Here is a 24187-nt window from a genome sequence, read left to right on the forward strand (position 1 = left end):
TTCAGGTGCTTTTTAAATATATAGCTAGCAACAGACTGCGTCACAAGCCACAGATCATTCCCTTTTCTTTTACCTAAAAGAAGAAAACCAGGCTTAAATGCCTTTAGATTTCATTCAAAAAATCACTTAAAGACCGATCTTTTCCTACTGGTAGTTTTTTACGTAAACGGTACCGGTGTATTTCAACTCCTCTGACCGTAATATTCTGCAACTGCGCGATCTGCTTGGTGGTGAAATTCAATTTCAGATAAGCACAGACTTTAAGATCATTCCGTGATAACCCCTCGTGATTGGATTTCAGCTTATTCAAAAAGCCATCATTTAGTTCATCAAAATGCAGCGCAAACTGATCCCAGTTGGCACTATTTTTCTCCACATCTTTCAGTAAATTGTTGATCCGCTTTAATTCCGAAGCCTCTTCCTCACTCCCTTCTATTTTTGCCAGTTCATCACGGACTTTAACAAGCGTTCCCGAATTTTCCAAAAGCTGCATACTCGCACTGGCCAGCTCTTTCGTCTTCACCAGTACTTCCTGTTCCAGCTTTTCATTATTGAGCTTGACAATTTCCTTTTCGCTCTTTTCGATTTCCAGCTGATGGATGTAGCGGAGCTGTGCCATTTTCTTCTCATATTGGAGCTGTTGCTTTTTCCAGACCTGCTTTTGCACCTTAAAAAACAGATAGATGCCCATTGCTCCCAATAGAATATAGACAAGCTTTGCCCAGATACTCAGATACCAGGGTGGTAAAATCGTAAAATCATAGCTAACGGTCTCGGAGATCTGATTTAAATTGTTTCGAACCCGAACCTGAAAACGATACTTTCCACTTGGCAGGTTGGTATATGATTTTTCAGCAATATTCTCCCATGTGGACCAGTTCTCATCATAACCGACCAGTTGATAGCTGAACTCCATATGTTCATGGATACCAAAACTTGGCGAAGAGAAAGCAAACTGAAAAGAATTGAATTTGGAAGCCAGCTCCAACCGGTCCGCACGGAGCTGTTCATAAGCGCCCGTGGAGTTTTTCGTGAAATACCCGGCAAATAGAATACTGTCCTGCGCTGATTTTGCCGTTACCTGCGACAATAGCACAAGTGGTTTCCGCGCTTCCTGAATATATTTTTCATAGTTGATATGGATGATCCCTTTTTCAGCACCGATATAGATGTTGTTTTTATCATAGGTATTGATATGATCAAATCCCGAAGTATTCATGCCTTCAATTTCCGGAAATTTAATAAGCTGATAGGTCTTATTTTTTGCGTCATATTGTGCTACCCCGACGTATTTATCTGTACAGTACCAGATATTGCCCTCTTTATCCTCCTTTAAATAGCGAATCGTCAGACCATCAAATTCCTTATAATCAGCAGACTTGACAAACGCATTTTTGGCATAATCGTAGGTGTACAGGCCCTTTTCTGTGGCAAAAACGATCTGATCCTTAATCTTGAACACAAAATTCTGATAGTCTGACGGTAAACCATTCTTCTTCGTTAAGAGAACAGCATCGTAAGCATGGCGGTCTGCCTCCAGTCGCATGCGGTAAATGCCGCGATAAGGATGTGAGGCCCAAATTGTATTTTTATCATCTAATTCTAAAAAGCGATAAGAATCCACAAACCCGCGCAACTGACCGCCGGACTGAAAAATACCGTTTTGATAATTCAACAGCTCTAAACCCTGATAAGTACCCACCAGAGCCTGTTCTACCGGATAAACGGAACTTAACGGCAATACATTCCAGGTACCTGTGCGATTGGACAGCGGCAGTAAAGCTTGATCCTGAATCTGAAACAATCCTTTATTGTGCCCCAGTAATAAGCGTCCGTTCAGTTCCTCCAGCAACCAGGCCTCGCCACCATCACTTTTCGGAAAAAGTGAAAAAGAACTCAACGAACGGCTCTGATCTTTCAGCCCTTTGCTGATAGGTGCCACATATACCCCGTTGGATGAAGATAAATAAAGCTTATGATCAAAGATCAGCGACGATAGCCCAGTCACCTCATTTTCAAGATTGGGACGCAGATACCGTACCGCAGATCCGTACGAAATCACCGAAATCCCATTGTCACTGGCCACCCAGATATTTTTTTGCTGGTCCACAAATACCGCTGAAATATTCTTGTTCACCAAACCTTCCCGGATACCGATGCGTTGAATCGTTTTCCCATCGCGATCACGGATATGGCAGCCCTCCTTGGCATTGCCGACAACGAAGGTGGAGTCATCGATACGTGCGGCAGATGGTGTATAACTATCATCCCAACGCTCCTTATTTAACTGTAATAACACCCTGTCCTTCAATAAGTAGTTCTGGTTATTTAAAGTAGATACCACGATCCGCTCTTTACCAAGCGGAAGCATCGATGCGATTTTCATTTCGCGGTAAGGCAACGTTGCCAGCACGGGTGACCAATGGTTATTGCGGTAGACTAATAAGCCATTTTTTTTATCTTGCGCAAAAAGCGATTCACCCACCTTACCCATAAAATACCATTCCGCAGCAGCGGGATGTACCGTTATTTTTTGGCCTTTGAGTTCAAAAATGACATTGGTCGCCCTAAAAAAAACAGACTGTCCAAAAGACAGCGTATTCCAGATGTCAGCAAAATTGCGGTACTCCTCCGGAATCAATGCTTTTAATGATGTATAGGTCAGACCACCCTGCTCAGCAGGTTCGAAATAACCAAAATCCCCCTGACCGCCCACATAGATCCGATCATGCTGATCAATCCATAACGAACGGATAATGGTATGGTTGGGCAACGCATACGATTTCCAGTACCGGCCATCAAAAGTAATCAGCCCTTCACTGTTTCCAAAATATAGGATGCCCCTGCTATCTTGTTTAATATCCCAAGTCCGGCTACCACCGCCATACACGGTTTTATTATAGTTATTGACCAGCGGTAATCCCAATAAATTTTGTGCCCGTAATGAAATGGGTGTTATAAAAAAAACGAAAAAATATAGGACTGCGAGATACTTCATATAAACTGTTTATAAGGGTTGACGTACAATTGACGTACCCCAAATATAGCGATTTTAACCACATTAACGCAACATGAAGTAGTAATGAAGTAGTGTTTAAATTTAACTTATGCCCATGTAAATCTAATTTTGAGCTAATTATAAACATTCCTAAATTTTTTAATTCAGCAAGCATGAAAAATAATGTTAGCATCATGGCAAGTGTTGCTCTTCTGTCTTGTCTTACCCATACGGTAAGTGCACAGAGCAGAATGATTACAGGTAAGGTCACAAATGAACTGGGGATTCCGCTAGTGGCAAGTATTACCTTATCTGGAGGTTCCAAAATTGGAACAAGCAGCAACGAGCAGGGAGATTTTTCCCTATCTCTTCCCCAAAACACCAGTTATTTGACCGTCTCTTCTTTGGGCTATGAAACCAAAACAGTCGCCATCACCGGCAATGCCGTCAACATCCAATTAAAGGCTAATGCCGATTTTAATCTGGATGAAGTAGTAGTAGTGGGTTACGGTACGCAACGAAAAGGCGATCTAACAGCACCTATTTCAACGGTCAATATGCAAGATATGGCCAAACGTACGGTTTCCAATTCGATGGATGCCCTTCAGGGTGCCGTTGCAGGGGTACAGATCGTCAGCTCAGGAGCTCCGGGATCAACACCCTCCGTGCGTGTCCGCGGTGTAGGTTCATTCAACAATGAAAGCCCGCTGTATGTTGTCGATGGGATGTTTATGGATAACATTGATTTCCTAAACCCCAATGACATTGCCGATATCTCCATCTTAAAAGATGCATCCGGTGCTGCCATCTATGGTGTCCGTGCCGCAAATGGGGTTATCCTCGTGACAACCAAAAAAGGAAGTCTTAATATGAAATCGCGCGTCACGTACAATGGATTTGCAGGCTTTCAGACCCCGACCAATGTCTTAAAAATGGCCAATGCACAACAGTATGCCAACTATGCCAATGCGACCGGAAATGGTGCCTTTGTCAAAAAATCAGTTGAAAAATATGGTGGTACTGAGACTAATCCGGCCATGGATACCGATTGGTTCGATGAACTATTGCGTTCAAAAGCACTCATTATGAACCATAATGTGGATATCATGGGCGGCAGTGAAAAAATTACCTATGCCTTTGGTCTCAACTACGTCAAACAAGAAGGCATCATGGATGCTAAAAACAACAACCAGAAGTTTAATATGCGCATGCAGGCCGATGCTAAGGTTACAGATTGGCTGAAAGTTGGGTTTATGGCACATTTAAATAATTTTAAATCCTATCATCCCGATAATGCCGCTTTCCGTCAGGCCTACTTTGCATCGCCTTTATACCCTGTTTACGATCCGTCCATCGAACTTTCGAAACCTGAAAAATTCGGTTCCAGTACCGCCATCGGTATGCAGTCAGGATTTTGGTACAACAATCCGATCGCTACAGCCTTCTACAGAAACAATCAGACTAAAGGATTTCAGATCCTGCCGAGTTTCTATGTAGAGGCAGAACTATGGAAAGATAAAATTACATTCAAATCACAGCTTAGCCAGCGCTATCAATCAACGCATAACATCGGCTATAACCCAATCTATTACATCGATAACGACCAGCGAAATGACCGCTCTTTCCTACGTTCGGCACAGGCCCGTAACAACAACTACATCTTAGATAATTTACTGACGTATAAAGATGAAGCTGGCAAACACCACTGGTCGGTCCTCCTGGGACAGTCAACACGTGAAGACCGCTGGCGTGAAACCTGGGTACAGGCCAATGATGTACCTGAATCGGAAGAATTCTGGTATGTAGGTGTTGGTGCTCAGGGAATCGGATCGGCCACGGGATATGGTGAAAGGGGTTCTCGAAACGCAGGAATATCTTATTTTACCAGAGGAACGTACGATTATGACAACAAATACTTATTGACCGCTACCTTCCGTGCGGACGGAAGTTCCAAATACCAGACCAAGTGGGGCTATTTCCCATCTGTGGGTTTAGGATGGGTGCTGACCAGAGAGAAGTTTATGGAAAACCAAAAGCTTTTCAATCAACTGAAACTCCGTGGAAGCTGGGGTAAACTGGGCAATGACGGTATCCAGCCCAATGCAGGCTATGCAACCGTGTATTCCGGAAACAATTTCTCAGGCATCTTTGGTAGTGAGGGCAGTACTAACGGAACCCGTATTCCGGGATACCGTGTTGGCAGGTTCTTTTCACAGGTCCGTTGGGAAGTGGTGGAAGAATGGGATGGCGGTATCGATTTTGCCTTGTTGAACAACCGTCTGAGCGGTACATTAGACTATTACCACAGAACAACCCATGATCTTGCCTTCAGCAGACCTATTCCGTTTTCGTGGGACCGTGTATATGGAAACTGGGGCAGTGTCGCCAACAGCGGATGGGAGCTTTCCCTTCAATGGAAAGATAAAGTCGGTGCATTGGGCTATTCCATTGGCGGAAATGTAACCACATTGAAAAATACCGTTAAAAATCTGGGCGGACTTGAGAATATCATGAACGGCTTTCCGGAATGGTCGGCAGAATTTCCGGCCAGAATCCAGATCAACGAACCGATCAACTTTTACTATGGTTATGAAGTAGCAGGCGTGTACCAAAATCAGGCGCAGATCGATGCCGATCCGATCGCAAAGGCATACAATCAGCAAAATCCAAACGCTCCTATTTTACCGGGGTATCTTCAGTATAAGGATCAGAATAATAATGGCGAACTGGATGAAAACGACCGTATCAATCTCGGAAACTACCTGCCAAAGATCACCTATGGTTTCAATTTGGCATTCGATTACAAAAAGTTTGACCTAAGCGTCGCCTTTCAAGGGGTGAGTGGCAATAAAATCCATAACCTCAACCGGGCTATGCGCAGAAAATACAATCAGATGAATGTGGATGCGGCCTTTGTTGATAAACTATGGACAGGTGAAGGAACAAGCAACACCCATCCATCGGCAGCAGGTTCGGTGGCTTCCTGGAACCTACAGGCTAGTTCGTTCTTTGTCGAAAGTGGCGCTTACCTCCGCGTACAAAATATTCAGTTAGGTTATAGTTTTGACTTCCCGAAAATGCCAACCCGCATATTCGTTACGGCAGATCGACCTTTTATGTTTACCAAATACAATGGTTTTACACCGGAAATCGGGGAAATGGGATTTGATGCCAATGTGTATCCAATTGCATCGACGTACAGCCTAGGAGTCAAAGTTTCCTTTTAATATTTTTAACCTTACTTTTTAATCTTATGAATACCTTTAAATATATCCTCATAGCAAGCTGTATAGCAGTACCGTTATCCATGATGAGCTGTAAAAAGTTTTTGGACAAGCCTCTTGAAAACCAGCAGCGTTCGGAAGAAATTGATTACAGCAACCCTGCGCTGATGTACAGCCCCGTTTCTGGTGTCTACCGGTCAGCAGCCGATGACAACCTGGTCCATTGGATCGATCTATCCATCCGCTGCATGCGCGATGATGATTACCTGCAGGCTGCTCCCAGCCCCAATGATAATCCGGAACTCATGGCTATCAAAAACTTCCAGAATGATGTAACCGTGCAATCATACTGGGGACTGAACCAATCGTGGATCAGTTATTACAGCCTGGTCATCGCGGCCAACAATGCCCTGATCGAACTGGATAATTTCGCGGCAAAAATACCGGCCGGCAACAGCAAAGACCTCAACCTCAATAAGCAATACAAAGCTGAGGTGCGTTTTCTGCGCGCATACGCACATCTGATGGCCTCCCGCCTGTTCGGAAATGTCCCTATTTTGATCGACAGTGAAAATATTGGACGCCTGGCGACCATTGAAAAGAGTACTGCGGCCCAAGTAAGACAATTTATCATTGCCGAAATGAATGAATGCATCGAAGCACTGGAAGATGCACGTCCGAATCAGTCCATCCATATCGGTGCCGTGACCAAGTATACGGCACTGCTCCTCAAAGCCAAAGCAGCAGCAGATCTTGCCGGTAATGATAATAGCAGTCCGCATTGGGAAGAAGTCTTGGATGCGACCAATAAGATCATTGCGAGCAATAAATTCTCCTTATATCCAAACCTGTATGAGCTCTTTAAGCTTCCCGGAAAACTGGCCAATGAATCCTTATTTGAACTGCAATATTCTGATTTTGGCGTAGGTACAGGCGATATTGTACGTCCCGGAGTAGACTGGGGAACATTCTTTAGGTGGCAGGGACCGTCCGGTGATCAAAAAGGAAGTCCTATTTCAGGAGCCGGCTGGGTACCCCCATCTCAAAATATTGTCGATTTCCTAACGAACCGTGGCGATGTTGAACGCTTGAAAAACACGATTCAGTACTGTGGCATCAATGGTAATCCTGCAACTTCGGTCACCACCCCGAGCGGTGATGTGGTCTATGGCAATCCATTTGGTATTAAATATTTCAACGGAAAAGCTTATCTTCCAAAAGCACAGATGACCGAGGGACGTATGGAATATGGCGCCAACAATAATGTTCGTATCTTACGTTATGCAGATGTATTGCTTCTAAATGCGGAAGCAAAAGTACGGAAAGGACAAAATGGCGACGAACCGTTCCGATTGGTACGCGAAAGAGCTAAACTGGGTGCTATTGCCAATGTGACGCTAAACCAGATTTTAGACGAGCGCAGAGCAGAATTTGCCTGTGAATGGTGGGGTGAGCGTTTCAACGACCTGGTACGTACCGGGAAAGCAAAAGAAGTATTTGGCGCTAAATTTATTCCTGGTGTGAGTGAATCTCTGCCTATACCGCAAACGCAGATCGATGCTAACCCTAATTTCAGATAAATTATGAGTCATATAAAAACAGGAATTTTAGGTTCCCTGCTCCTTTTCAACGTACAGCTGGCGGTATCGCAAGACAACAAACCCGTCAAAACCGTCATCGCTAAAGAAAACGGTGGTTACACCATCAAGCGTGACGGTCAGCCGTATTTTATCAAAGGCGCTGGTGGAACCAATTATATGGATCGTCTAAAAGCGTATGGAGGTAACTCCATACGTACTTGGAGTCCACAAAATGCGGGAAAAATATTGGACGATGCCCATCGCTTGGGACTTACCGTGACCTTAGGACTGGACGTACGGGCCGAAAGACATGGATTTGACTACAGCAACCCCGAACAGGTAGCACAACAATTGGAGGGCATCCGTAAGACCGTACTGCAGTACCGCAATCATCCTGCGCTTTTAGCCTGGGGAATCGGCAATGAGCTGAACCTCCATTACAGCAACCCCAAGGTATGGGATGCGGTCAATGCGATTGCAGTAATGATTCATGAACTAGACCCTAATCACTTGGTGACAACCATGTTGGCAGGCATCAACCAAAAGGAATTTGATTATATTCAGGAGAAATGCCCGGCTATCGATCTGATCGCTGTTCAGGTATATGGAGGACTCGCGTCCGTACCGCAACAGATTAAAAGTGTCGGCTGGACTAAACCTTATATGGTGACCGAATGGGGTCCTACAGGGCACTGGGAGGTGACACAGACCCCTTGGTCTGCTTCCATAGAGGAGAACAGCAGTGAAAAAGCGGCGGTTTATAAAAGCCGTTATGAAGCCTCTATCGGTACAGACAAAAACTGCTTAGGGTCTTATGTTTTCTTATGGGGACAGAAACAAGAGCGCACCCCGACCTGGTACGGACTGTTCACCGAAGCTGGTGAAGAAAACGAAGTGGTCGATGTGATGCAATACCTCTGGTCAAAAAAATGGCCTGAAAACCGTTCTCCACATGTATCGTCCCTCCTGTTAGATGGAAAAAAAGCAGCTGACTTTGTTTATGTCGAACCGGGGAAAACTTATCCCGTTGCTGTGTCTGTAAACGATCCGGATGGCGACAAGTTAACGACACGCTGGGAGCTCCTGCACGAAAGTACCGACCTGAAAGAAGGTGGCGACCGTGAAGAAAGACCAAAGGCTATCCCAGGACGTGTGGCAGATGAAGCTCAGCAGCACACACAGCTTACAGCTCCTGCGGAAGAAGGCGCATACCGATTATTTGTCTATGTTTCCGATGGTCATAACAATGTGGCTACTGCCAATATCCCCTTCTATGTAACGGCTAAAAAGTTAGATACCAGTGCTTCATCAACCCAGAAAAATGCCTACCGCTTTTCGACTGAACCTGTCTGGGCTGACGAATTTAATTATGAGGGCTTACCCGACACCACCAAATGGTCGTATGATGTAGGTTCAAAATATAACGGTTGGGGCAATAATGAGGATCAGTATTATGTTGCATCTTCGCTAAAAAACTCAGTTGTCGGTAAAGGGGTCTTAAAAATCAAAGCTTTAAAAGAAAGAAAAGGTGGTAAACCTTACACTTCTGCCCGATTAGTGAGCAAAGATAAAGGTGATTTCCTGTACGGCCGCTTTGAAGCCCGTGCAAAATTACCGCGGGGACGCGGCAATTGGCCTGCGATCTGGATGCTACCAACAGCATCTAAATATGGCAATTGGCCTAACTCGGGGGAGATCGATATATTGGAACACGTAGGTTACGATCAGGATGTGCTACATATCTCAACCCATACGAAAGCTTATAACCACAATATCAACACCCAAAAAACAGCAACAACAAAAGTAGCAGGTGTTTCCGATGATTTTCACCTTTACCGTGTGGATTGGACGCCCGAATATATCAAAGGATTTATCGATGATCAGGAGATTTTTTCAGTTGAAAATGAACATAAAACCTTTGCCGAATGGCCCTTTGATCAAAAATTTCACTGGTTACTAAATTTAGCCATCGGCGGAAATTGGGGCGGTAAACATGGAGTTGACGACAAGATATTCCCGAATGTTTTTGAAATCGATTACGTCCGTGTATATGAACTGTTACCTTAGATCATATTTATTATACAGCTATAATAGAGCACATAACAGCTAACACAATAATTTAAAAGACCTTTTCAGCCCATAGCTGAAAAGGTCTTTTTGTTATACTACTTCGAGAGATCGATTCTGTTTAAGCTCCCATTAAATCCAGAAACTTGAGCAGGTAAATCCTCCAGTTTAACTTCATGCTTATCATCCGCTCTTATCGCGCTTACTTTTACCGAACCCTTATTTTTGATGTTTTTCGGGATTTCAATAAAGCCATAGGACTTATAGGGAGCCTCATGATGCCCCAATAAAGAACGAGGCCCTCCACCCAGGCAACCGCTGTGATATAAAATCACCGATTCCTTTTTAGCAGGGTAATACACATGTTGATGACCGGATAAATACAGGTCTACCTGATATTCTTTCAAAAACTGCAAGGTCTCATCCGCATGCTCCAGAACTTCTCCTGGTTTATTTTTACTTTCAACGAGTGCATATAAAGGCAGGTGACCTAATACGATTTTAAATCTCGCCTCTTTAGCCACAGGGCTATCCAGCTGCTCCTTCATCCAGCTTTTCACTTCAGCTGGGATTTGAGATGATGAAGCATCCCAGGAGATCATGAACACATTATTTTTTATATAAGAAAAGTAATACGGAAAATGACTGCTTTCGATGAAAGTAAGATTGACATCAGCTTTATGACTCGCCCAAAATGATGCCGAAACTTCACGGTCCAGCACAAAATTAGGAGAGGCATCATGATTGCCCATGGTAAATCCAAATGGTACTCCAGAAGCCTTTATAGGTTGCAGTACAGCCTGATCAAATCCCTTCCACATAGCCAGAATAGCATCTTTCGTTAAAGTCTTCTTTTGTCCTGCAACCATATCGCCACCGCACAAAATAAGATCTGGCTTTAATGTTGAAACACTTCCCACTAGATCCAACACTTCCTGACTGTAAGTCGTAGATCCATAACTATCATTTAAATCCGATATAACTAAGATCTTCAGACTTTTATTTTGCTGTTCCTTGATGATATCCTTGTCAGAAATCTGAGAAAATACAGGATCAATAACGATGATCAGCGCAAAGAAACAAAGCAAAGCCAATAAATTAGATTTCATATGTTAAGGTTTGAAGTACAAGTTTCAAATGTAAAACTATAATTTTATAATCCAGTTAAAAACTGGAATCATAGCCAGCAGCATTTTTAACATCAGAAAATATTACTCCAGCACCTTTTTCTTATGATTAATACCCCAATCCTTCAGTGCATAGATGACTGGAGTCAGCGTATCGGCATATTCCTCCAGCTGGTAGGAGATCTTTACCGGATATTCCTCGATAACAATTCTCCTGACCAGCTTATGCTGCTCCAGATCTTTTAGTTCTTTAGCCAAAACTTTGGGCGAGATCCCGGGAATACTCTCCTGGATATCCGTGAAACGATCATTACCGACACCAATGGATATAATAATAGGTATTTTCCATTTACCATTGATAACATCCAACGTGTCGCGCACCGGTCTTATGGTTTCTAGACAGTCACAGTGAACTTTTTTTTGTGCCATTGTTTTAGTTTTAAATATAATGAAAAGCGGATTAGGTTAATGTTAATCCGTGCTATCATCGGCATTGATTTCGCTCATGACTTCAGCAAACAATTCGGTCGACTTGATTCGATCCTTGAAATCATAGATTGTCGATACGACGATCAGCTCATCCACTTGAGTTTGCTCAAGGAACGCCTTAGTCTGTGCTTTTACAGCTTCCTTAGTGCCCACAAATGAGTATTTCAGCATCTGATGTACACTTGGATGATGGAAAATATCCTGCAAATCCTCCGTCATTTCTGTTGGTGGATGCAGCGGTTGAGAATTTCCGGTCAAGATACCCAAAAACATTCGGACTACTGATGTAAACAATTTTTGTGCTTCTTCATCCGTTTCAGCAATAATCACATTAACACCTGCAATCGCATAAGGTTTCTCCAGTACTTCAGAAGACTGAAACTCTTCCCGGTAAATTTTTAATGCCGATATTAAATGATCTGTCGCAAAATGGCTTGCAAATGCATAAGGCAATCCTTTCCGAGCGGCGAGATGCGCACTATCGGTACTTGATCCCAAAATATAAATCGGCACATCAGCACCTTCTGCGATCGGAGCTCTGACTTTACCCGTACTGTTGGATTCTGAAAAATAATGTTCAATTTTCTCAATTTCTGCAGGAAATGAGTGCGCAGCTTTCATAAAGTCCGAACGGATCTCCTGAGCTGTCAGTGTATCTGTACCCGGAGCTCTTCCCAGACCTAAATCAATCCGGTTCGGATAAAGATGCGCCAATGTTCCAAATTGCTCTGCAATAATCAAAGGCGAGTGATTGGGTAACATAATGCCACCCGACCCTACTCTTATTTTACTGGTGTTTTCGGCTACATATAAAATTAATAGCGAAGTGGCACTGCTGCCTACCGAAGCCGAATTATGATGTTCCGCAAACCAGTAACGTTTATAATTATTTGCTTCTGCTACTTTAGCCAATTCCAGCGAATGCTGTAATGTCTGTCCAAATGTACTGCCTTCTGAAACGATGGCGAGTTCTAAAATGGAATGGGCGATATGTTTTTTCATGTTTTTGTATTTTTGATTTAATTAAATCCCTTGATGCTTTTGAAAATTTCTGAATGCTGGTTTTGGAAGTTCGAGATTTCCGCGTAGCGTTGTTTCTTCGTACTCCGTATGGAAAATTCCGCGTTCTTGTAAAATAGGAACGACCAGTTCGATAAAATCTCGGAGACCGTAGGGATGATCCTGTTTAATGATCAGCATATCCATTATTCCCTGTTCGTGCCATTCTTGAATTTCATCAGCTACACTTTCGGCAGACCCTAAAAACAGCGGTGGAGCAATTCGCTGATACCGATTTAGTACAGCCAGCTCCATATATTTCTGATGCGCTTCAGCATCCGTTCTTCCCACAATCGGGTTTTGCGAAGTGGCGATGATAAAGTTGTCCTGGTTTCTTTGTTTCTCATCCAACTTTCTTCTCAACGCCATAGCGGTATGTCTTGTCTCTTCCATGGAAAAGCCTCCTATAAAAGCACCATCTGTGTAAGTAGTCGCAATATCAACGAATGTTGGCGAGCTACCTGCGGTGTATAGAACAGGTCTTCCCTGAACAGAACGGCTTATATTCAAAGGACCTTCAACAGAAAAATATTTTCCCCTGTAGTTTGTTAAATGCATTTTGTGTGGATTCAAAAAGATTCCATTTTCTTTATCTCTTACAAATGCATCGTCCTCATAGGTGTCCCACAAGTTCCTTATAATTTCTAAAAACTCGATATGCATGGGATACTGATCTGCTTTCGACAAATGACCCCGACTGAAATTTACCATCCCTCCCGGATTGGAAGTAATGGCATTCAGTGACACTCTTCCGCGGCTTATTTTATCCAATGACAAGACCTGACGCGCAATATTATAGGGATCTGTATAAGAACTTGAAGCTGTTATAGAGAGTCCTATTCGTTCGGTTTTCATCGCTAAGGCAGACATAATAGAAACTCCCTCGAACATACTCAGATAATGTGGAATATTCCCGGGACCAACATGACTGACATCAATCAAAAATAAACTTTCAAATTTGGCATCTTCCGCAAGTTTAGCCTGCTGAACGTAAAAGTCGATATTTTCGCCTGCGTCTGATAGCATATCCGGATGTTGCCAAGAAGTATGATTCCATCCAGGTCCATCAATTATCGCAGCGAGCTTCAATTTCTTTTTATTACCCATAATATCTGGTGATTTATATAAAAGGCGCCATCTCAATTCGAGATTTTCTAAAGTATTGATCGCACCTATTTTACACCTTGCAAAATTACAGCAAAATTACTAACCAAAAGATAGTAGTTACCTAAAGGAAAGTGAAATTTATAAAGGGCAATTAGAGCACTTCTAGCCGTTTAAATCCAAAAGTCTGCTTTCCTTCAGGAAAGGCCTATACAAATGATAGTGAAATAGCGATAACTTTGTGCTGTGCGAAAGATCATTCCGAACAGCTTTTGAAGAGAAGGCAAATGATAGCATGAATACAAGATAATCCATATTAAAATAAGGAGCAGATGAAAATAGGAATAATAGGTACCGGTGCAATAGGCGGAACAATCGCTAAAAAAATGGCTGCGGCTGGTCACCAGGTGAAAATTAACAATACAAGCGACAAGGATAAATTGAATGCGCGCGCTCAGGAATTAGGTGTTACAGCTGCCGATCAAAAGGAAGTGGTGAAGGATGTTGATGTGATCATTTTAGCGATACCGACCATAGCAATCCCGAAATTACCTCAAGATCTTTTTGCAGACGTTCCTGAAGAGGTCATTGTGGTCGATACCTCCAATTATTATCCCTTCCGTGATGCTGATATTGAAGAGATCAAAAATGGAAAAATAGAGAGCATCTGGGTATCTGAGCAATTGGGAAGAACGGTAATCAAAGCATTCAACAATTTATTAGCGGAAACACTTGCCAGTTGTGGAAAAGCTACTGGAACTCAGGACAGAATTGCAATGGCAATAGCGGGTGATGATGTTGAGGCCAAAAAAGTAATTGCGACATTAGTTGACGAAGCGGGATACGATATCGTTGACGCTGGTCCACTTTCAGAATCCTGGAGACACCAACCCGGAACGCCAGCCTACTGCACAGAATTGAATGCGACAGCACTAAAACAAGCATTGGCGGACGGCGTGAAAGAGGATGCGCCCATTTTGAGGGATAAAGCTATTGCCGAACTTTCAGCTATGTCTAGCTATCCTTCGCATCCAGAGGTTGTAAAATTCAATCGAGCATTATTCGCTTGAGAAAGTAGCGTTGTCATATTTAAACTTGACCTACGATGCATAACTTGCAGGTAACGTTAGATCTTATAATCTCACATGAATGATAATATATATTGGAAAATATGGGTTACGATCAGAATCTACTATATACTTTCACTTTAGATCATAACAGTTATAATGCTACAATACAACCCGTAACACAATTAATCCAAAATCAAAAAAGTCTATTCAGCTAATCGCTGAAAAGACTTTTTTTGTTGATTCCATTGCTGCAACATGTTCTTGTTAAGCAGATCATATCCCTCATTTTATATAAATACCCGAAAACAAATAGTCTTCATCAAAGTTAAGAGTAACCTTACCGTTCCCTCTTTTGACTTCTATATAATTCGAAAATTTTAGATCATTGAAATTGATGATGTCATTTTTGTTGAATAATTTGACAGCTTCCTTAAAAGAGATTCCAGGGCGAAGACCATGGTCAAATGAAATATCCACCTGTTTAAAATCCTGAAGGCTATAGCCACTTAAAAGATTGTTTTTGGGATTCTCACCATTACCTTGACCTACAGAAAAATACAAAAAGAAGTTTTTGTCTTTGTTGTCATAAGATACTTCCGTGGTCGAAGCCGTACTGCCGTCGATCACAACCGTTCGCTCAAAATTTTTATTCGTCGCTGCGGATGCGAACTCCTGTTCCGTAGTTTTCCCTACGACCAGCTGATTGAGGTTCCAATCTTTGTCTATTTTCACAACAGGCTTTTCTGTCACTTCCTTTTCAGGACTGGTATTTTTAAGCAGTTCCTTCGTATACGCCTCCTGATCACATCCGCCAAAATCAATCGTTCCGTTCATGATATCCCAATAACAGGTTTTGGAGAGATCTGTACTGTTTAAAATGATCAGTCGGTCATAATCTGGCGCAAAGAAGATGTATTTTTGCTCTTTCGCGACATTCCAATACAGCCCATTATCGGTATTCGGATTTTTAGTTCCTTTTCCATACCTGCTTTCCAGTTTTGCGAGTATCTGTTTCTTGAAGTCCTCCGTTTTCATTTCGATCCGCATACCGTAGATGGTATTTGCTGCTTGGTAGTTTTTTAGGATTTCAGCAAGCTCATTCTTGTCTTTGAAAGATCGCACGTCAATATGACCACCGCCCTGTTTCGTCAGGCTATCTGTTTTAAGCAAATCGGAATCGATCTGGAAAAATACCTTTTGGCCCGTCAGATCAAGACCGTCAAAAGTATAGTTTGCACCATCATTTACTTCAATCATCAAGCAAAAGGGGTATTCAACCGTTTCAACAGCGATTGTTTTAGGTTCACCAAAATCAATGAGGCTCTCGATACTTTCATTCAAGCGCAATTGGGACAGATCTATCTTGTCGCGGTCTTTACAAGATACCAGGACAGGAAGCAAAGCAAATAGTAGGATAAGTTTTTTCATAAAGTTCATTTCAAGGTCTTGTACGCTAGCGTAATAAATCCGCAATGGTTTCTTTTCGTTTATTTTTTCTTAACAGCTCAGACAGGTTGTCTTCAAATATCGTCCACCTTCGTTGCTGTCCAAAAGTATCATACAGGTTTTTCACAAAACGTTTTGCATCTGCCTGATTATTGGTTAGCAGTAAATATTCAAATAGTTCCTGATAATTGTTGAGCCCATTTTTGTTGATCATCAAGTCCGTCAGATCGCTGGTCCTGTTGATATTATCATATAGCAACAGCACCGATTTTAGATCTTGGTGAAGTGTCAAACTTAACGTTTCCACGTCCGTATCCTTTGTGATCAAGTAACCGTCATCGACGGCATTGATCAGCGAAGAAATGCGATCTTTGAAATAGCATTCGTACTCTTTTGGTTCCACAAGTTCCGATCGACCTATCACTTTGTCAATAGTGGTCGAATGAATACCACAATTAATATAAAATTTTGTCTGTTCAGAAGTGTTTCCATGACTATTTTGAACGTTCAAAAGGAAAACCAGATCAGCATTTCGTTTATAAAAGCTCATCCCTTTCTTCGTGAAGCCATTTTCTTTGAGTAACGGTTTTACCACTTCTGCGATCAGCTGATTAAATTTTTCTTTCATTGTCTGGGATCAAATATTATCTTAAAGGGTTTAAAAGAGGCAGATCAGTTTGTCAATATCCATTCGAATTACTCCAATAGATAACAAAACACCGCCGGCTTTAGTTTTGAGCCATACCATCAATTACAGACGGTAGTGCCAGTCCATATATATTGCCAAAGCTCACGGGGCAATTTAGAAAAAATAGCGCAATCATTTTATAACTTCATAAACGATGCATAAATTGCAGTTGACTTCACATATTATAATCTCACATGAATGCTATAAAAGATACATTGCGAGCACATATCGAAAAAATCATCAGCCTTTCGGATGCTGAAATTTCATCAATATTCGATCATTTTACATTTCAAGAATTTAAGAAAAATGAACTGATCATCGCAGCAGGTCAACCGGTTAAGCATGTGTACTTTGTACTTTCAGGATTAGTAAAGCTCAGCTACAACGATAGCGATGCCAAGGAACATCTCATTTCTTTTGCAATGGAAGACTGGTGGGAAACAGATTTCGTAGCCTTTTATTCCAAGGGCAGCGCTACCTTATCGTTAAAATGCATTGAAAATACAAAAATGCTTTGCCTAACACTGGAAAATTTTGAGAAGCTATGTGCGGATATGCAGAAGATGGAACACTTTTTCCTTAAAAAATCGATTGCTGGACATATTGGTTCGCAACAACGTATTTTATCATTTCTTACTTCCAGTGCAAAGGAAAGATACGAGCAGATCATTAAAAACCAGCCCTCTTTGATACAGCGCATTCCCAAAACATTGTTGGCATCCTATCTGGGCGTATCCCGCGAAACTTTGAGCCGCATCTTATAAAATGTTTGAAAACTGTGATATTTGTCACACGCTCTTATAAAGCAACATCTTGATCTTTGTACCATACTTTAATAAAACATTAAAATGGAAAAAAAGATCATCAATCCATGGACTTGGCAAGATGCCCGAAGCTATGTCCAGGCAGTAGAAGTGAAACATGTTGAAAGTACATTGTATGTATCCGGGCAGACAGCGATTGACGAGCATGGAATTTCAAGTGATGAGCATATGCGAATCCAACTGCAAAAGACATTGGAAAATCTTGAAAAAGTAATTCGTGAAGCTGATTTCGAACTCAGGAATATCGTTCGGCTCAATATCTACACGACAGACTCAGCAGCATTGTTTGAAAATTTTGATCTTTTCCAAGAATGGATCAATCGGAACCAAATCAAGCAAACAAGTACTGTACTAGAAGTACAGCAACTATTTGAAACCCTTAAAGTTGAATTAGAAGCTACGGTGGTTAAATAGCAACATCGAGCATTATCTAGCATCTTATAAAAATACAAAATTACTATTTGTATTATTGAAGCGAAAAAAGAGACCGATCATTTTGAGATGAAAGGTCTCTTTTTATGTAAAACCCAAGAAAGGAATACTTATTTCAAAGATTCCAAACTTGAGGAAAGAATTAAGTTTAAAACATTAAATCCAATCTTCTTTTATCATTTCCAGATTTGCGCTTGCTCCAGCAACGCTTCCTGTATAAACTGCTTGCGCAACAGATCTAAGGAATGTTGTATTGTCACCGCAGGCGTAAATATCTGGAATAGATGTTTTTTGAAACTGATCTACCTTCACAAAGCCTTGTTCATTCATTTCACATCCTAACTCCTGTAAAATATTCGAATGCTGTTTGAACGGTACTCTTGCATATAATGCTTCTATTTTCTCTATTGAGTTGTCATTAAAAACAAGATAATCGATATGGCCTTTATGATGTATAATCGAGCTTATCTCTTTTTCTATAATTAGAATTCCCTTTTGCTTCAATTCTGATACCTGTCCAATCGTCAATTTTGATTGACCATTTGTAAATATTGTCAAGTCATTTGTCCAATTTGATATCAGTTTTGCTGTTTCATAAGCGCTGTCTCCATTTGCCAAAATACCTGTTTTAGCCTGACGCACTTCATAACCATGACAATAAGGGCAATGAATAGCTGTAATACCCCAGCATTCCGCAAAGCCATCGATTTCAGGTAAAATATCGGTAATTCCTGTAGCCATTATTAACTTTCTTCCATGAAATGCTTTACCAGAATCCATAAGGACCTTTATTCCTATATTGTTCTTGATGGCACTTTTTGCAGTTCCTTTTAAAAATTGAACGTTGGGATATTTCAAAACCTGATCTTTTGCTATATCTGATATGACAGCCGGAGGTTTACCATCCTGCGTTATAAAGTTATGAGAAAAAGGAGTTTGTTTATTACAAGGGTTACCGGCGTCAATAATAAGTACATTTCTAAGGGATCTACCTAACGCCATTGCGGCAGATAGTCCAGCATAGCTCCCGCCAATAATTATTACGTCAAATTCGTTTTTATCGGTCATATTATATATTTTTTTATCTGCAGATAAATGTGATGGAAGTGTGAGTGCGGCCGCAGCAACAAACAAACTTTCCGCTAAAAATTTTCTTCTCGTTTTCAAAATTGCTTTGAGTATGTTAAGATATATCAATTATATACTTCTGCAATAAACGTCAAAAGAATTTTACTGGTTTCTTCTAATTCTTCTTCCACAAGATAGTGGCCTGATCCCATTACAAAAGCTGTTTTTATGCTATTTATTCCTAAATTAGAAAGACTATTTTTCAAATCTTCAAGAGAATCCTTCATGCTATACTCTGCACCTACAAGTAATATTGGAGTTGTAATTTTTCCTTTGTGGCTGATATTGAATAAAACATCTTGAGGGAATGCGCGGTACCATTCAAATCCTGCTTTAAGGCTAGAGTCTGTACTGTATGCTTTCGAGTACGCCTTTATAGCATCCTGATCTATGGCTGCTCTGTTTGCGGAATGACCATCGATGAAGTAACGGAAATACAGCTCTTGTTTTCCCATGATCAGATTCTCAGCCAGGGGTTTTTGATCGTGAAATCTAAAGTGCCAAACGTGCTCGGTTTTCATTAAATTATCCCAAGTCCCCAGGCCTGGTAAAGGAACATCTAATATAGCTGTTCCCAAGATTTCGGCAGGATATAACCGAGTATAGGCGTACGCAACCATACCTCCAATATCATGACCGATAAGCATCACATTTTGTAGTTCTAAATGTTTAATCAATTTATGAATATCTTGAGCTAAAGTAGCTTTATCAAATTTTCCGTGCGGAGCTGAGGATCCGTTTACACCAGATAAATCTGGCGCTATGATTGTAAATTCGTTTCCATTTTTGAGCTTAGGCATCATTTTTCTCCACATATAAGAACTTTCTGGCCAGCCGTGGAGGAGCACAATTGTTTTTGAACCTGACCCCATTTTTAGATAATGGATGTGTTGATCGCCGATTTGTGCAATGTTTTCAACGATTGTCTCCCCTTCTTCTTGCTGAGCACGAAGCTGCGGAATAAACAAGTGCAAAAGTATTAGAAATAGCAATCCTTTTAATGTTTGATTTTTCATGGATTTTTTAATTTTTACTTATTAAGATTTTTTAATTAAATAACTACCTCATGCGATTAACAGCAGAGACAACTTGCAAAATTGCTAGCTAACATATTTTTTGCTTGACAAAACTAGTAAAATTGTGTATTATTGCAATAGTGTCGCAATAACTAATGCAACACTATTGCAATAATATGACAAGGAGAAGCACACCCACTAAAAAAGCGATTATCGCTGTTCTCAATGCAAGTAAAAGAGCAATGAGCTCTGATGCTATAGAACAAAAAATAGAAATAGAGATTGATAGGGCAACGATTTATCGAGTCTTAAATCAGTTCTGTGAGGATGGAATAGTCCATAAAATCGTGGCAGATGATGGTAAACAATATTTTGCAGTTTGTCAAAAGTGCGATCAGCAGCAGCTACCTGACCATCATTTTCACTTTCGCTGTACGAAGTGCCAGACCATTGAGTGTCTACCGGTAATGGTCAACTTTTCATTGCCAGAGCATTACAATGTCCACAACGTTAATTGCATACTCACAGGAGTTTGTGCAAACTGCTCTTAGAGCATGTCTTTGTGAATCATAGCAACTTAATTTGATGTTTCAAAAAAGTATACTTAAATTTTATAATACAACATAAGGGCTGGTGACACTTTCGCTAAAAAGACGATATAAGTCTTATATCGAAAATATACCAGATCAAGTTATAGGATACCGTTGATGCGATAATCAACAACGCTTTATACTTTACCCGTTATTTTCTGGCGGTGCATCTGCCCCCATTCATACATTGTTGAGATTACTTCATTAAGGGAAACGCTATAAGCAGTAAGCTCATATTCAACTGAAATTGGTCTTGTATCAAGAACCGTCCTGCTTACAAGACCATTTGCTTCAAGTTCCTTGAGCTCCTTGGATAAAATTCTGGGCGATATTCCAGCCTCTTTGGCAAGCTCACGAAACTTCATTTTTCCCCCTCTTAAAATGGAGATCAAGACCAATTTCCATTTTCCCCCTACAATATCTAAGGTATCATGAAGTGTAAGCCACGCCTTCCTGCATTCATCGTCAGTGGCTGGTAGTAGACAGCGATCTTTATTCATTGTGGTATCTTTTTTTAGATGATATCCTTTTTGTAACCCATAGCAAAGGTATAGAATTGAATCAATAATTTTGCTTCATCAATTCAATTAATGGTATATAAAACACAGGTAAACACCATGGATAGCACACAAAAAACAACCCTTGCACAACATCTTTTTCAGAAGCATCTTTCTAAATTCACTAACCCAGAAATGTCACGGGAAGCATACGCGGCATTATTTACAGAAGACGCCGTTCAGCAGTATCCTTATGCCCCTGCTCCATACGCAACAGAGCTGATCGGTAGAGAAGCTATTGCCGACTATATCACAAATGTCGTTAATGGTGCAACCAACTGGCAATTTAAAAATTTTGTATTCACAACAACAGCTAATCCTGATACTTTCTTTGTCGAATTTGAGGGCGGTGCTGATGTGATCGCTACGGGCAAATCTTATCAACAAATCTATATTGGTCGTATCACATTACAAGATGATAAAATTTCAAGCTACCGCGAATACTGGAACCCGATCTGGATCATGGACGCATTCATGTAGGTCAAATTAAAAAGGGAACTTCCATTCTATTACGACTGTTCTTTTACCTTAATTCCTTTTGAAACTATTTTCAAAAGGAATTAGTTGTTTATACTGATTTAACTAATTCTACCGGCATCCCCCTTCTCATCCTTATGCTGATTTATTTAAGGGTTATAAGTTTATGATATGCATGGCGAATTTTACTACAGGTGCCAAATAGTACCGCTCCATCGTTTGAATGATACAAGTTTCGGTTTCTTTCAAACAATTTTAAAAGTAGTCATTACTATAATTTTGTCATACACAATATGAAACATATTTAAAGTTAACAAAATGAAAACAGTACTAATAACGGGATCATCTTCAGGAATAGGAAGAGCATCTGTATTGAAATTCAGTAGAGAAGGATGGAATGTCATCGCAACAATGAGAAGTCCCGAAAAGGAATTTGAATTACAAAAGTCAGCACATATCCTAGTCACGGCTCTGGATGTCAATAAACCAGAAACAATTGACACAGCAATCCAAGCAGGGCTTAAAAAATTTGGAAGTATCGATGCAGTCGTCAATAATGCCGGCGCTGCTGTGTTCGGTGTTTTTGAAAATGCTACACAAGAGCAGGTGACAAATCTTTTTAACACTAATGTATTCGGTCCGATGCATGTTCTGAGGGCGTTACTACCACATTTTAGAAAACAGAGATCTGGAACAGTCATTAATATAACTTCGACTGGTGGTAGAATTACATTTCCAACTTGTAGTCTCTATCATGCAACTAAATTTGCTTTAGAAGGATTCACCGAAGCACTGGCGTACGAACTTATACCTTTTGGAATCAGAACTAAGATTATTGAACCTGGATCAACAGACACTAAATTTATTGGCGCTGCTGAAGGAACACCCGGAGATAACAAGGAATACGAAGAATTTATTAATATTGGACTGCAAAACTGGATTAAATACGATACAATGACTTCGACGCCAGAAGAAATTGCAGCTACCATTTTTGCTGCCGCAATAGATAATACCGATCAGCTACGTTATATAGCTGGTAAAGACGCAGAATTATATATAGGAAAATTACAGAATAATGAGAATCAAAACTACGTTGATTACATGCGTGCAAGATTTATCCCGGAATACCTGAATAAAACCCCTATTGAATCATAAAAATTAAAAAATATTCAATCAGAAGAACAAAAAATAGAATATTATATATTTGTAAATACGTTCAACTATCGCGCCCTAGATAGTTGAACGTATTTATAATATGCAATTCATCTAATGAAATAGGCATGCGTGAAAAATACATAAATCATACACAAAAGTTCGCAGACTTTGAATCCTCTGCTCGTTTTGATCAGAAATATAATGATCAATCCTCATCTTTCCGATTTTTCAATTCTTCCGATTGCGCAACCGGAAATACGATTGCATACCGGAGAAGGGATTTTTATAAAATCAGTTTATTGAAAGGCGATTATATTGTTCATTATGGCGATGAAAGTATTAGCGTATCAGGCCTATCATTATCTTTTTTTTCACCTTTAGTTCCCTATACGATTGAGGTATTGAAAGAGGAAGAAAACGCTGGTTTTATCATTTTCACAGAACTTTATTACGATTCATTTTTTAAAAGCAGTATCTCGCTATTTCCTTTATTTAATGGAAAAAATAAACCAATTTATAATATCCCGGCAACGCTAATAAAAGAAGTTGAAAATTTATTTTATAAAATTGAAAAACAGAGTCGCTCTGCATATGTATTGAAAGACGATATGATCCGAAATCATATCAATGAATTGATGCACATTGCTCATACGCTTACTCCAGTAGCCGAAAGAAATCATAAACTTACTTCCAAAGAACGTCTCTATACTATTTTTAATGAGTTATTAGAAAGACAGTTTCCGATTGATAGTTCAAAGATTTCATACCTCCGTACTGCAAGTGACTTTGCTGCATTATTGCATGTGCATGTCAACTACCTCAACCGCATTTTAAAAGAAGTGACAGGTAAAACAACCAGTACACTTCTTTATGAAAGGTTACTAAAAGAATCAATTATTCTTCTTAAACACACGAACTGGAGCATATCAGAAATTTCCTTTTCTTTAGGTTTCAAAGATGTATCACATTTTAATCACTTTTTCAGAAAGCAAACCAATGCCACACCAAGCACTTTCAGGAGCTAATGATTAAAAATTTAAGATATCAAGCGATATTTTGTCCAAAGTATCAAATACGCTGTTTGCAAAAGCCCTTAACAAGCATTCCTGACTGTTGACTTGTTAGCTACCAAACTAATGGGGTTGTGAAATTGTTG

The 24187-nt window shown here is 40.5% G+C and carries 20 protein-coding genes; 10 read left to right on the plus strand and 10 right to left on the minus strand.

The features are described from left to right. Positions 1–103: 103 nt before the first annotated feature. The gene (locus HCX49_RS07980; RefSeq protein ID WP_168126714.1) at positions 104–2998 is read right to left on the minus strand and encodes a triple tyrosine motif-containing protein; all 2895 of its coding nucleotides are present in this window, start codon (positions 2996–2998) and stop codon (positions 104–106) included. 173 nt (positions 2999–3171) lie between these two features. On the opposite strand from HCX49_RS07980, the gene HCX49_RS07985 reads away from it, so the two are divergent. The 3 genes from HCX49_RS07985 to HCX49_RS07995 all read left to right on the plus strand — a co-directional run bounded on the left by HCX49_RS07985 (position 3172) and on the right by HCX49_RS07995 (position 9869). Continuing rightward, positions 3172–6225 carry a SusC/RagA family TonB-linked outer membrane protein gene (locus tag HCX49_RS07985; RefSeq protein ID WP_168126715.1) on the plus strand — a complete coding sequence of 1018 codons (3054 nt, stop codon included), beginning with the start codon at positions 3172–3174 and terminating at the stop codon, positions 6223–6225. 245 nt (positions 6226–6470) lie between these two features. After that, on the plus strand, positions 6471–7802 hold the full coding sequence (locus HCX49_RS07990; RefSeq protein WP_206368305.1) for a RagB/SusD family nutrient uptake outer membrane protein: 1332 nt from the start codon (positions 6471–6473) through the stop codon (positions 7800–7802). Positions 7803–7805: 3 nt separating this feature from the next. Beyond that, positions 7806–9869: a glycoside hydrolase family 16 protein gene (locus HCX49_RS07995; protein WP_168126717.1), complete on the plus strand. Its 2064-nt coding sequence runs from the start codon at positions 7806–7808 to the stop codon at positions 9867–9869. 98 nt (positions 9870–9967) lie between these two features. Here the strand turns inward: HCX49_RS07995 and HCX49_RS08000 are convergent, their stop codons facing one another. From HCX49_RS08000 to HCX49_RS08015, 4 genes are all read right to left on the minus strand, one after another. Then, complete coding sequence (locus HCX49_RS08000) at positions 9968–10978, minus strand: metallophosphoesterase family protein (protein WP_168126718.1); 1011 nt, start codon at positions 10976–10978, stop codon at positions 9968–9970. 102 nt (positions 10979–11080) lie between these two features. After that, positions 11081–11377, minus strand: coding sequence for a winged helix-turn-helix transcriptional regulator (locus HCX49_RS08005; protein ID WP_243655380.1), 297 nt, complete (start codon positions 11375–11377; stop codon positions 11081–11083). Positions 11378–11467: 90 nt separating this feature from the next. Continuing rightward, on the minus strand, positions 11468–12487 hold the full coding sequence (locus HCX49_RS08010; protein ID WP_132768597.1) for an LLM class flavin-dependent oxidoreductase: 1020 nt from the start codon (positions 12485–12487) through the stop codon (positions 11468–11470). Between the two features lie 21 nt (positions 12488–12508). After that, positions 12509–13651 carry an LLM class flavin-dependent oxidoreductase gene (locus HCX49_RS08015; RefSeq protein WP_168126719.1) on the minus strand — a complete coding sequence of 381 codons (1143 nt, stop codon included), beginning with the start codon at positions 13649–13651 and terminating at the stop codon, positions 12509–12511. 329 nt (positions 13652–13980) lie between these two features. On the opposite strand from HCX49_RS08015, the gene HCX49_RS08020 reads away from it, so the two are divergent. Continuing rightward, the gene (locus HCX49_RS08020) at positions 13981–14718 is read left to right on the plus strand and encodes an NADPH-dependent F420 reductase (RefSeq protein ID WP_168126720.1); all 738 of its coding nucleotides are present in this window, start codon (positions 13981–13983) and stop codon (positions 14716–14718) included. Between the two features lie 282 nt (positions 14719–15000). Here the strand turns inward: HCX49_RS08020 and HCX49_RS08025 are convergent, their stop codons facing one another. Together HCX49_RS08025 and HCX49_RS08030 are read right to left on the minus strand one after the other, a co-directional pair. Continuing rightward, positions 15001–16146 carry a hypothetical protein gene (locus HCX49_RS08025; RefSeq protein WP_168126721.1) on the minus strand — a complete coding sequence of 382 codons (1146 nt, stop codon included), beginning with the start codon at positions 16144–16146 and terminating at the stop codon, positions 15001–15003. 25 nt (positions 16147–16171) lie between these two features. Continuing rightward, complete coding sequence (locus tag HCX49_RS08030) at positions 16172–16792, minus strand: DUF4304 domain-containing protein (RefSeq protein WP_168126722.1); 621 nt, start codon at positions 16790–16792, stop codon at positions 16172–16174. A gap of 254 nt (positions 16793–17046) precedes the next feature. On the opposite strand from HCX49_RS08030, the gene HCX49_RS08035 reads away from it, so the two are divergent. Further along, positions 17047–17616: a Crp/Fnr family transcriptional regulator gene (locus HCX49_RS08035; protein WP_206368307.1), complete on the plus strand. Its 570-nt coding sequence runs from the start codon at positions 17047–17049 to the stop codon at positions 17614–17616. A gap of 84 nt (positions 17617–17700) precedes the next feature. Then, positions 17701–18090 (plus strand): RidA family protein, encoded by a 390-nt coding sequence (locus tag HCX49_RS08040; protein WP_168126723.1) that lies wholly within the window; start codon positions 17701–17703, stop codon positions 18088–18090. Positions 18091–18264: 174 nt separating this feature from the next. On the opposite strand, the gene HCX49_RS08045 is transcribed toward HCX49_RS08040, so the two are convergent. Then, positions 18265–19275, minus strand: coding sequence for an NAD(P)/FAD-dependent oxidoreductase (locus HCX49_RS08045; RefSeq protein ID WP_237682742.1), 1011 nt, complete (start codon positions 19273–19275; stop codon positions 18265–18267). Positions 19276–19301: 26 nt separating this feature from the next. Then, positions 19302–20252 carry an alpha/beta fold hydrolase gene (locus HCX49_RS08050; protein ID WP_168126724.1) on the minus strand — a complete coding sequence of 317 codons (951 nt, stop codon included), beginning with the start codon at positions 20250–20252 and terminating at the stop codon, positions 19302–19304. Positions 20253–20428: 176 nt separating this feature from the next. On the opposite strand from HCX49_RS08050, the gene HCX49_RS08055 reads away from it, so the two are divergent. Further along, complete coding sequence (locus HCX49_RS08055) at positions 20429–20803, plus strand: Fur family transcriptional regulator (RefSeq protein WP_168126725.1); 375 nt, start codon at positions 20429–20431, stop codon at positions 20801–20803. Positions 20804–20979: 176 nt separating this feature from the next. On the opposite strand, the gene HCX49_RS08060 is transcribed toward HCX49_RS08055, so the two are convergent. Further along, positions 20980–21342, minus strand: coding sequence for a winged helix-turn-helix transcriptional regulator (locus HCX49_RS08060; RefSeq protein WP_168126726.1), 363 nt, complete (start codon positions 21340–21342; stop codon positions 20980–20982). Between the two features lie 117 nt (positions 21343–21459). Here HCX49_RS08060 and HCX49_RS08065 point away from each other — a divergent pair, with 117 nt between their 5' ends. The 3 genes from HCX49_RS08065 (at position 21460) to HCX49_RS08075 (ending at position 24056) form a co-directional block, all read left to right on the plus strand. Continuing rightward, positions 21460–21879 (plus strand): nuclear transport factor 2 family protein, encoded by a 420-nt coding sequence (locus tag HCX49_RS08065; protein WP_168126727.1) that lies wholly within the window; start codon positions 21460–21462, stop codon positions 21877–21879. Positions 21880–22194: 315 nt separating this feature from the next. Then, on the plus strand, positions 22195–23031 hold the full coding sequence (locus HCX49_RS08070) for an SDR family oxidoreductase (RefSeq protein ID WP_168126728.1): 837 nt from the start codon (positions 22195–22197) through the stop codon (positions 23029–23031). A gap of 125 nt (positions 23032–23156) precedes the next feature. Next, positions 23157–24056 carry a helix-turn-helix domain-containing protein gene (locus HCX49_RS08075; protein WP_168126729.1) on the plus strand — a complete coding sequence of 300 codons (900 nt, stop codon included), beginning with the start codon at positions 23157–23159 and terminating at the stop codon, positions 24054–24056. Positions 24057–24187 lie beyond the last annotated feature (131 nt).

This window comes from Sphingobacterium sp. B16(2022) (genome assembly GCF_012030425.1).
GTDB classification, from domain to species: domain Bacteria; phylum Bacteroidota; class Bacteroidia; order Sphingobacteriales; family Sphingobacteriaceae; genus Sphingobacterium; species Sphingobacterium anhuiense.